General features: G+C 50.8%; 9 protein-coding genes and 2 pseudogenes. 7 read left to right on the forward strand and 4 right to left on the reverse strand.

The genetic code is table 11. The features are described 5' to 3' along the window. Positions 1 to 204 precede the first annotated feature (204 nt). Positions 205 to 993, reverse strand: coding sequence for a TrmB family transcriptional regulator (locus tag ACT4MF_RS16565; RefSeq protein ID WP_050033928.1), 789 nt, complete (start codon positions 991 to 993; stop codon positions 205 to 207). A gap of 83 nt (positions 994 to 1,076) precedes the next feature. Between ACT4MF_RS16565 and ACT4MF_RS16570 the strand changes: the two genes are divergently transcribed. From ACT4MF_RS16570 to ACT4MF_RS16595, 6 genes and pseudogenes are all read left to right on the forward strand, one after another. After that, positions 1,077 to 1,409 carry a DMT family transporter gene (locus ACT4MF_RS16570; protein ID WP_050033927.1) on the forward strand — a complete coding sequence of 111 codons (333 nt, stop codon included), beginning with the start codon at positions 1,077 to 1,079 and terminating at the stop codon, positions 1,407 to 1,409. Between the two features lie 94 nt (positions 1,410 to 1,503). Next, entirely contained in the window at positions 1,504 to 2,751 is a 1,248-nt protein-coding gene (locus ACT4MF_RS16575) for a digeranylgeranylglycerophospholipid reductase (RefSeq protein ID WP_082222585.1), read from the forward strand. 80 nt (positions 2,752 to 2,831) lie between these two features. Then, positions 2,832 to 4,508, forward strand: coding sequence for a transposase (locus ACT4MF_RS16580; RefSeq protein ID WP_444683393.1), 1,677 nt, complete (start codon positions 2,832 to 2,834; stop codon positions 4,506 to 4,508). 115 nt (positions 4,509 to 4,623) lie between these two features. Continuing rightward, positions 4,624 to 5,049 (forward strand): annotated as a pseudogene (locus tag ACT4MF_RS16585) (HAD-IC family P-type ATPase); the annotation flags it as partial. 236 nt (positions 5,050 to 5,285) lie between these two features. After that, on the forward strand, positions 5,286 to 5,762 hold the full coding sequence (locus tag ACT4MF_RS16590; RefSeq protein ID WP_444683392.1) for a pyruvoyl-dependent arginine decarboxylase: 477 nt from the start codon (positions 5,286 to 5,288) through the stop codon (positions 5,760 to 5,762). Between the two features lie 110 nt (positions 5,763 to 5,872). Beyond that, positions 5,873 to 6,091 carry a HalOD1 output domain-containing protein gene (locus ACT4MF_RS16595; protein WP_444683391.1) on the forward strand — a complete coding sequence of 73 codons (219 nt, stop codon included), beginning with the start codon at positions 5,873 to 5,875 and terminating at the stop codon, positions 6,089 to 6,091. A 41-nt stretch (positions 6,092 to 6,132) separates the two neighbouring features. On the opposite strand, the pseudogene ACT4MF_RS16600 reads toward ACT4MF_RS16595, so the two are convergent. The 3 genes and pseudogenes from ACT4MF_RS16600 to ACT4MF_RS16610 all read right to left on the reverse strand — a co-directional run bounded on the left by ACT4MF_RS16600 (position 6,133) and on the right by ACT4MF_RS16610 (position 9,091). Then, positions 6,133 to 7,305: pseudogene (locus ACT4MF_RS16600) on the reverse strand (IS701 family transposase). A 62-nt stretch (positions 7,306 to 7,367) separates the two neighbouring features. After that, positions 7,368 to 7,895, reverse strand: a complete 528-nt coding sequence (locus tag ACT4MF_RS16605; protein WP_444683390.1) for a hypothetical protein — start codon at positions 7,893 to 7,895, stop codon at positions 7,368 to 7,370. A 377-nt stretch (positions 7,896 to 8,272) separates the two neighbouring features. Beyond that, positions 8,273 to 9,091 (reverse strand): IclR family transcriptional regulator, encoded by an 819-nt coding sequence (locus tag ACT4MF_RS16610; RefSeq protein ID WP_444683389.1) that lies wholly within the window; start codon positions 9,089 to 9,091, stop codon positions 8,273 to 8,275. A 457-nt stretch (positions 9,092 to 9,548) separates the two neighbouring features. On the opposite strand from ACT4MF_RS16610, the gene ACT4MF_RS16615 reads away from it, so the two are divergent. Then, positions 9,549 to 9,701 (forward strand): NAD-binding protein, encoded by a 153-nt coding sequence (locus ACT4MF_RS16615; RefSeq protein ID WP_512053316.1) that lies wholly within the window; start codon positions 9,549 to 9,551, stop codon positions 9,699 to 9,701. The last annotated feature ends 27 nt before the right edge of the window (positions 9,702 to 9,728 follow it).

Consider the following 9,728-nt stretch of genomic DNA (forward strand, 5'->3'; position numbering starts at 1 on the left):
GACTAGTGGGCTATTCACTGGTGAGCAGGGGGACGCAAGAGCACTCTGTTTGGTGAGTAGTCGGGGTCGAACCTGTGCATTATTTCCTATCTTCGCAACACGTCCTAAAAGCTGTGGAGTTGAGACTGGCCTTCTCAATGCACAGAGGCAATATCGGTTTGAGTCAATTACATCACATCACGTCTTCCTCCCATCATCACTGTCTCACTCAAGGAGGGGAACAGCATCGGTCCACAGTCGTTGGAAGTACTGCTCAAACTCGGAGACTACTTGCGAATCTTTGATCCCGATCACACCGATCCTGTCTTCACCAGATACTGGATGTAGCACATCAATCGTCGTCTCCACATTGTCCACGATATCAAACGAAAGCGCAATCTCAGGAGTCGTTCTGACAGTTATGTCTGCGGGCTGGTTTTCAATTAGATGTGGGAATCGGTCGGGGAGTACGGTAACTGCTTTTTCACTGAAGAGGAGGTCAACAGACAAATCCGTATTAGCACCCTCGAAAAAGCCTTCCACTTCAGATTGGAGTGTCTCCCACGTCGCATCCTCGTAGGGAGGCCCGACAGTTGCTTTGACAACATTCTCCGCGGTTCGCATATGCTGCTGGAGCGCTGTACTCATTTCGTCACTCCCGAGCGATCCAAGCCAGAAACTACTCTCTGTTGGTGGTGTCGGCAAAAGGTTCGAACGAACTGTTTCTGCTTTCTCGCGGTAACGATCCCACTCTTGTTTCAGTTCATACGCTCGTTCAGCCAGAAGCCTGTCGACGACGGTTTCTGGCTGTACGGCCACGTACCGATTTGGGTCGCTTGACTGTCTCCAGATCAACTTGCGAGCTTCAAGGCCGTTTAGTACGTCGTAGATACGGCCTTTTGGGACTCCACTAGTATCAGAGAGTTCAGCTGCCGTCACTGCTCCTGTTACGAGAAGGGTTCGATAGGCCTTCTCCTCGTAACTTGAGAGTCCAAGCTCGCCCAATTCCGTCATGCTTTGTCATTGTGCCTCCAAACAAATTGTAAGTGCTGTTTTGTTTCAATAGTCGTATCTCGGGGGCTTCGAGACCTAACGATATGCATCCATACGTACTGCTCGCTGGTGCAATACTCTCCGAATTATTCGGGACAACTGCCCTCAAACTCTCGGAGGGATTTTCACAACCGGTTCCCAGTATTGGGGTTGTCCTCGGATATGGGGCAGCGTTCTATCTACTATCCCTGACGTTAGAGGAATTACCGATGGGTGTCGTCTATGGGACATGGGCAGCATTGGGTATTGTCGGTGTGGCAGGTATCGGGGCCGTTATTTTTGATGAACCAGTTGATCTGGCAGGCCTTCTCGGAATTGGCCTCATTATCGGTGGCGTCTACTTCGTCAACGTGGTGTCACAGATGTCTGCCCACTAAGATGGTGGGCACCGGGCCTGTGTAGAAACAACCGAAAAGTGGCACTGTGTTCCAACATCTTGTTCGTCCGCTCTTGAGTAGTTGTTCTCCAACGATGTCAAACAGGTATGATGTGATCATCGCTGGGGCAGGTCCAGCGGGGGCGCAGTGTGCACGAGATCTAGCTGACCGTGGGTACGATGTTGTCGTCCTAGAAACCGAAGCAGAAGATGAATTCCCAGCTCAAAGTAACAAATCTACCGGCGGAACGTTTGCGTCAATGATGACCTCCTTCGGCATCCCGGACGACGTCGTTATGCACGCGACTGAATCAGTAGTTCTTGAATCTCCAAATGAACACTTTATCCAGGACCAGCCGGGCTTTGTCTTGGACTTCGAGGCGTTCAAGAAGTTCCTTGTCGAGGATGGTCGTCACAAGGGTGCTGAGTATCGGTTTGATGCTCGTGTTCGTGACCCGATCGTCGAAGATGGTGATCTCGTTGGTGTCCGTTATAACCGTGACCAGGAGGTCTTTGGCGAAATCGTTATTGATGCTACGGGTCCGGCTGCGCCACTGGCTAAAGATCTGGGGATAGCCAATCTTGAGCGGGAGAACCACGCGATTGGTATTGAATACTTATTCGAAGGCGTCGATCTCAATCATCCCGAGTTTGCTGATCTCACTGACGCGATGATGTTGCGGTTGGACCACGAGTACGCCCCTGGAGGTTATTCGTGGATCTTCCATACGGGTGACGACACAGCAAAAGTCGGCATCTGTTACATCCAGAATGAACGCTATCAAGAAAACGCCATTCACGATCGCACCGTCGACGGGTATCTCGAACATTGGCTTGATACTGACCCACGGTTCGAGAACGCCAGACAAATCGCAGAGAGTCCAGTTCGGGGATCAGCACATGTACAGCCCCCCGAATCGATGAGTACTGATTCGTTTATGGCGATCGGTGATACTGTCCCATCGGTTGATCCTGTCTGGGGAGAGGGAATCTACAAGTGTATGAAATCAGCTCGCGCAGCTGCAATGACAGCCGACCGCTGTCTGACGAGGACGAAAAACATCTCTGCTGAGGAGATGGGAGTCTACGACGACCTATGGAACGAGCAAGTTGCCCCCAGACAAGACCGTCGATTGATGATGACGAGGTTGCTATACCTTGCACCAAACGAACGGTACGACCGACTCATGCAAGATCTGAACAAGCTTTCTCGAGATACCCTTTCAGATATTAACGATGGGAGCAAGCGGGAAATTGTAAAACTGTTGTATCCTAGTGATCTATCCTACCTCTGGAAATACTGGCGAGAAACACAATTTGGGAGTGTCTCTTACTCCAGCTAACCACAACACTTCCGCTGATGAATCCAACTTCTATCCGATCTTGATCAACTGGTCTTGGACGTTTTGCTATCAGTACCCACATGGCTATGACCCCCGAGTCGCGTCGAACAGTCTTTCGCCAAATCGCTCATTGTTCCTATGTCGATTGGCCAACGTATGGGTCTAGCCCGCTGTTCGATCGTTCGTCGCTTCCCGCACTGGAGTCGGATGTCCGCGTGGTCGCAAAAACGTGGTTCCAACAAGACGAACACGAGGGCGTTGAACCATTCGTCCACACATTACCGCTTGCATACGTCCAGTTCGATCCCCACGACCGGTATGCAGGATCGACGAGCTACGAGATGGAGACACTATTTCGCTTGTTCCTGCTGAAAGAATGCCATGGCTGGGACCACGAGACGGCCCTCGTCGAATACCTCACCCAGCACCCTGATTTCAGCGAACAGATCGGCTTGGAGTCGGTCCCCGATCAGTCAACCCTGTGGCGCAGTTGGCACCATCGCTTCACTGCAGACCTCCGGAACACGGTCGAAACCACAGCGCGAACGATCCTCATCAAAGCCCAAAATGCGGGTGTCTCTGTTCCACGAGAACCAGAACGGCAGAGCCGCAGACACAGTGACGAGAGTCCGGAATCAAACCCCGATGACCAGACCGTATTAGAGCAGGCAGAGACAGTTACTGAGCGAGTCAGTGATGTTGCGTTCCCTGCGTTCTCATTGGACCGTGGTGAGGGCTGTGAGATCCATGAGAATGCCTACTGGGACCTTCAGACCTATCTGGGGCTTCGAGAGAACTTAGCTGTCAACGAAGGGGCTCGGAGTTTCATCCACGAATCGACCCGAGATCGAACACCTTTGGGCCACGCCCATCGCGAGCATGTGCGGGATCTCTCCATTGAGCAGATACGCGAGATGTACCGCCAAGCCGTGAGTCGTCTCTTAGATCGAGTCGCAGAGACCGAGGAGTTCTTCCGAGCCGGTATTGTCGCGATCGACATCACAGAGTCCGACCCGTTTACTGGCAATCGTGCGGGTCACGAAGACGAGATTATCGGCACGAAAGAGAACACCGATGAGTACGCCTACCAGTGGGCGACAGTCCAACTGGTCGGGAATGCCGTCCCAATCGTCTTAGATGCGCGCCCAGTTCGGAAGGGGGACACGCGCAAGGAGATCGTCACGGACCTCTTGGATTCGGCAGAGGCGGCTGTTCATGTCGATAACGTGCTGATGGATCGGGAGTTCGATAGCCAGCACATCCTAGAGATGCTCAGCCAGCGCGGCCTCTCCTACGTCGTCCCGAAGCGAATGCAGACGAGCGAGAAAGCGCAGGCGAAACGGCTCCTCAAGAAGGAAAAGGACCGCTATGAGACCGATCGGAAGTTACATCTCGGCGATAACGAGTGGCACTCGACGACGCTAATCTACCGACGGAAAGAGAACTCCGAACACACCGATCATCGCCAGTACTCGGTGTTCATGACGAATAGGGGAACCGGGCATCTCACGGAGTACGGGTATCGGTGGGAGATTGAGAGCGGCTACAAATCGATCAAACGGTTCATGGCTGCTACAACATCGAAGCATTTTGGGTTGCGATTCTTCTACTTCGCGTTCGCCTGTCTCCTATACTCGATCTGGCGGGCGGTCGATCTGCTGATTCAGGTGCAGTTAACCGGTGAATACGAGCACTCGCCGATTGTGACAGCCGATAATACACTGACGCTGGTGAAGAAGGAGACTGGAATCGGATAGTAACGAGAGTTTCTCCGTGAGAGCGCGGCGTCTGAGTGGCGACACTATCTAGAGTCTCGGAAATCCGCTGGAATAGTTGCCTGCGGAACAAGAGCGACCGTTCAGAAAGCGATCTGACGCGGATTCCGCCCTCCGATTCGGCCGAAACCACGCATCACAGGCCCGCTATACCCGCTGTAGTCTCAACTTCCATCGGGGAACGGTCGCTATGGTTGGTGACGGGAATAACGATGCCCCTGCACTGGCGGTCGCGGATATCGGAATCGCTATGGGAGGAACGCAACTTGCGACCGACGCTGCTGACGCGGTAATCATTTCGGACGATCTTGAGGCAGTTGCGGAAACCTTCGTGATCGCTGCTAAGACTCACCGACGAATCCGCCAGAACCTCGGCTGGGCATTCTGTTACAATGCTGTAGCGATTCCACTCGCAGTCGCCGGTCTATTGAATCCCCTGTTCGCCGCTGTCGCAATGGCGACCAGTAGTGCTCTCGTTGTCGCTAATTCCACGCGATCGCTAATCGATGTTGATCCCGTATGACTGCTCAATTGGAGAACTCCAAAGGAATTAGTGGTCAATGAACAAGTATGATGACCCAGCTAACGTAGCTATCGTCACCTTCTTGACTAGGTTTGTGTACCGAGAACAGCGAAAGGGTTCTTTTCCGTTCTGAGTCTGATGATGATTAGCCTGTCGGCGTGAGGTGTTGGCTCTGGCGGCTATGCAAGCTCCAAGTGAATCGAAACTCCTTATTTCGGTGTCCGATTTGAACGGATATGGGTCAAATTAGAATCGTCTGGGGAATCGGCAATGCTTCAACCGAGAAGGCATCGTATGATGCAGCGCTAGCGGCTGCGAACGTTCATAATTACAATTTAGTTAGTGTCTCTTCAGTCATTCCGAGCGATGCTGCTCTTGAGGTTATCGGAACCGCTCCTGATTTGGGAGCAGTCGGCGATCGTCTGACTGTTGTTCAAAGTCGGAAAACGGTCAAATCCGGTGAGACAGCCGCTGCTGGGATCGGATGGGCACGCAGTAAATCTGGACGAGGTATTTTCTACGAGTCAACAGGCGATACAGAGAATACCGTCCGTAAGCGCATCAAGACTGGTTTGACTGCTGGGAAGGACCATCGAGACTGGGAATTTCTTAGTGATGGGGATGAAATCGTCGCTGAGGCTGACCCTGATATTGAAAATTACGCTACTGCCGTCGTACTGGCGATTTATGGGCAATCCTCCCCTATTATGTAATGCTGGCCCTGTTAAAACCTTATCCTTTAGATACATTTCGTCTGAAATAGCTGGTCGTTGAACAGTGCGCAAGGAACAGACATATTGGCAAGAGAGGGTGAGTAGTTATAATGCAGCAATTCCTCCCCGAGCAGATAATCGATGAAATTGCTACGGAGAAAAATGTTGAACCGGAACATCTTGAATTGCAGCTTCAACGCTACGTTTCTACGGACGCAATACAAGCCTTAGCGAATCACGAGAATAGGGCATGGAGGCTTCAATTTAAAACGCCGAATCATGTTGTAGAGATTGCAGGGGATGGTACCGTTCTGGTTGATGGGCAATAAGACAATACCAGCATTCGTCTTTAGCTACTTGACTTCGCACGTTAGACGAACACCCCATCGATCTGTTGCATTAGCTCGTCGATGCTGCGATCCGGGCTGGTCAGTGCCCACGACAGAAGATTCTGAACGCTTTCACGGAAGGATCGTTTGACGTCGTTTCGGAGTGAACTCGCGTGTCCGAGAATCGTTCCAAGGGCGCTATGTGCAGCACCAAACTTGAGGAGACTGTAGGCCAGCATCAGCAGGTGCCAGTGCCGACTGGCACCTGCGGCATGCCGTAACTCGCAGTCGCCAAAACCAAGATCCTGCTTGGTGTCCCTGAAGAGCGTCTCTACTCGCTATCTCATCGCGTACAACTCGATGAGATGGCTCGCTGGCGCGTCGATTTTGTTCGACACGATGTACTTCACGCTCGGTTCCTCGTCTTCGTCGCTCGATTCTTTCTCGGTGATCAGGAGTTTCACCTCCCCCAGCCGTCCGACTTCACGTTTCTGTGTCCAGATGTGGTAGGTATCTCCGTTGACTGTTCGTGGCACTGTGTCGATGCGCTGGCTGAGCGCATCGACACAGATTCGCTCACCGCCATAGGTGACGCGTGTATTGCTTTTGACGGCTGAAACCCACTCTTTCCCGTACCCTTCGAGATGAGTAACGAATTCCTCGGTACTGTAGAACATGTCGAAGAGATAGGTGTCCGCCGGGACACCTATCTCGATGAGTTCGTCAACGAGTTCGATAGCGAGTTCAATACGGCGTTTGTCGTTTTTCTTGTAGAGGCGAAAGCCGAGTGGGTAGGTGGTTTTCTCGTCGGCGTAGAGTGCGTAGACGATGTTCTGTCTCCAGATGTAGCTGTGGATATCGTGAACGTAGTATTTCCCTGCATGAGGGATTTTCTTGCCCGTTTTGTGCGTGAAGGTGTCGTCGATGATGACGACACCTTCACTGGTCCATCTCGTGTCATCTGCTTGTTGGAGCAGCGCGAGGCGTTCTCTGTTGAGCTGCTCTTCGTCCCAGTCGTACTCGGTGAGAAACTTGTTCAGAGCGCGTTCGCTCTTGGCCGGGAGAACGATATTCGAGATGCCTTGAACGGTCTTGTTGCTGGCCGCAACAAGACCTGTGACGTAGGTTTTGGCCTGATGTTTCTGCCGCGTCGAGAAACACTCGAATTGATCGATTAGATCAGTACACGACAGGAACGACGTTATCGGCAGCATCCACGGTTCACACGCTCTAACGAGATAACGTGCGAAGTCAAGTAGCTAAAGACGGATGCGCTCTAACCTTGACACCCTTCTTTAAACAGTTGACTGGTAATATGACGTTCACCACTTCGGAACATCTGTGGTTTGCGAATAACAAGGGGATACCGACCAACCTCATCAGATCGGTCAGCAGCTATTGCCCGCATCAATTCAATAAGAATTACGCGGAGTTGGGGGACTTCGACCTCATTGTAATCAAGGATATATTCGTAATCTTTCTGTTTGTTGAGTTGATAGATGATTACCTCAGAATCCTCATAGTGGACCTCACAGGTCTGATCAAATTGCTCGATTTGTGTCTCCAACTCACGCTGTAGCTGTGCAAACTCTCCGCGAATCATGATTGCTTGGGACGCATAGTTTTGGATAGAATTTTCGAACGATCGAATATGGTCTTTGAGTATCTCATCCGGTAGGATATCTGAGGCATCATCACCTTTTGATACCTGTAACTGATCGGCATTACAGATATTGTCCGTCTTTAGTGGTTCCACATGTACTGATGTGGTGTCTGGCGTTGCTGATAGGTGTACAAAGTCCATTGTGTTTGAGAACAATGCGCGTACAACAATAACTGTAACCTTCGGCTGCCGGTACCTTAGAGAAAAAATCGTGCTGTGGTGAACGTGGGTATCGGCAGGGACGGCGGTTCCGCTGTACGAACGACGAGTGTGACGTAGTGCAAGACCACGCTGACCGGAATGCGTCAGTGAATATCGTGAGACGGCGAAACTCAATGGCATCACGACGAATTACCTGATTCACAAAACCCAGCCACAGGTGCAGTGGTGCGTCTGTCCGGGTTAGGGCGTGTAAGCCGGCCGGTCAACCTCATCCCGTCCCCTCGTGGAACAGGAAGTGCTAGCGCACGACTGAGGAACTACAAAGGCCTCGGGCCACCGTGCCCGAAGTTGTTTACCTACGGAAGATCATCGGTTCTAAAATGCTCTTCTCGATAAACATCCTCAATTTCCTTCTCAAGTGACGTGACATATTCAGTTAGTATATCTGGAATTTCATTGTTGAATCGCTCATTCTGGAATCGGTATGTCGGACCAATAACTGCAATCGCGCCAAGAATACTCCCATCCGGGTTTTTTACGATCCGACCGACTTCTCGTAACCCATTAACATATTCTTCGTCAGCAAACGCCATTCCCCGTTCCTTGATCGCATCCAGAGATTCAAAGAGCGAGTCTTGATCAGTAATTGTTTTCTCAGTCTGTTCTTGTAACCCCCACTGGCCTACTATCTCCTCAACACGATCCCTCGGGTATTCAGCAAGTATCGCTTTTCCAGTTGCGACACTGTGAAGATAATAGTAGATACCAGCAGCTGTAATCGATTTGGACGTGTGAGAATCCTTTGAGTCAAACTGGCTATCCGGATGGAATGATTCGTGAACAAGAATGCCCCGACCGTTGTTTTCAACGACAAATTCTACCTCTTCATCAATCTGCTCAGAAAGATTGGATACAGTCTCTTCAGCAAGAACGTATGCCTGTTTCCGTGACCGTGCGTATTCGCCGTGGTTGAGAAACCGCAAACCAACGTGGTACATTTCACCCTCCTTCGTCAGATAGCCATGATCGATAAGCGTACGAAGGTGCACATGTACCGTACTTCTCGCCATTGCCAGCTCGGTTGTTAATTCATCTAACGTCGCACCATCCAATCGCTGTATGGTATCTACTATGGAAAGCGAGCGAACAGTTGTTTTGGCTGTCTGATCACCCATACCTAGTCTTTCGAATGTCTAAATATAAAGATTCGGATATGGTGGACTATTATATATTCTAGCTTTGGCGCTGTCACCATTGAGTGATCAACGCCACTGCTGAACACCAATTAGTAGAGCACCCGTTTTCGAGGAAGGCCAACTGAAGAATCGTTCGACAGCGACAGGAGACCAACCACAGAAAGGGTTGAAAGGATGGATCAGAACTATCCACACCAATTACCGTTGACAGCTTCTACTGCTGGACAGAAGCTCACCTGATAACAATCCAGCAAACATCGTCTATGTCCTATAAGAACAGAACTCATAATGCCCGGTGACATCTAGATACTAGTATCGGCAGGTTCAGGACACTTCGTTAGAGGTTGGTCATAACCCGAAATCGTCCCAGGAATTAGTGATGAATACTGAAACTTTGTTCGGATCTATAGCTGACGATAGTTCAACTAAGGATTCGATGCGGATTACGGTAATTGGTGCTGGTGAGGTCGGGAGAGCGATTGCTGCTACTCTTTCGGACCTTCACAAAGTAATCATCATTGAACGTGATCAGCGTATCGGTAGTTGGATAGCGGCTTGCTGCCAGACCGATTTCGTAGCAGTCTCATGAATGGTCTCTCAATGGTGAACCAAGTGT

The organism is Halorubrum sp. FL23 (assembly GCF_052439115.2).
GTDB classification, from domain to species: Archaea; Halobacteriota; Halobacteria; order Halobacteriales; family Haloferacaceae; genus Halorubrum; species Halorubrum persicum.

Coding starts and splice junctions, on each gene's coding strand:
- ACT4MF_RS16565 (WP_050033928.1), bottom strand. CDS start 993: ATGACGGAATTGGGCGAGCTTGGACTCTCAAGTTACGAGGAGAAGGCC.
- ACT4MF_RS16570 (WP_050033927.1), top strand. CDS start 1,077: ATGCATCCATACGTACTGCTCGCTGGTGCAATACTCTCCGAATTATTC.
- ACT4MF_RS16575 (WP_082222585.1), top strand. CDS start 1,504: ATGTCAAACAGGTATGATGTGATCATCGCTGGGGCAGGTCCAGCGGGG.
- ACT4MF_RS16580 (WP_444683393.1), top strand. CDS start 2,832: ATGGCTATGACCCCCGAGTCGCGTCGAACAGTCTTTCGCCAAATCGCT.
- ACT4MF_RS16590 (WP_444683392.1), top strand. CDS start 5,286: ATGGGTCAAATTAGAATCGTCTGGGGAATCGGCAATGCTTCAACCGAG.
- ACT4MF_RS16595 (WP_444683391.1), top strand. CDS start 5,873: ATGCAGCAATTCCTCCCCGAGCAGATAATCGATGAAATTGCTACGGAG.
- ACT4MF_RS16605 (WP_444683390.1), bottom strand. CDS start 7,895: ATGGACTTTGTACACCTATCAGCAACGCCAGACACCACATCAGTACAT.
- ACT4MF_RS16610 (WP_444683389.1), bottom strand. CDS start 9,091: ATGGGTGATCAGACAGCCAAAACAACTGTTCGCTCGCTTTCCATAGTA.
- ACT4MF_RS16615 (WP_512053316.1), top strand. CDS start 9,549: ATGCGGATTACGGTAATTGGTGCTGGTGAGGTCGGGAGAGCGATTGCT.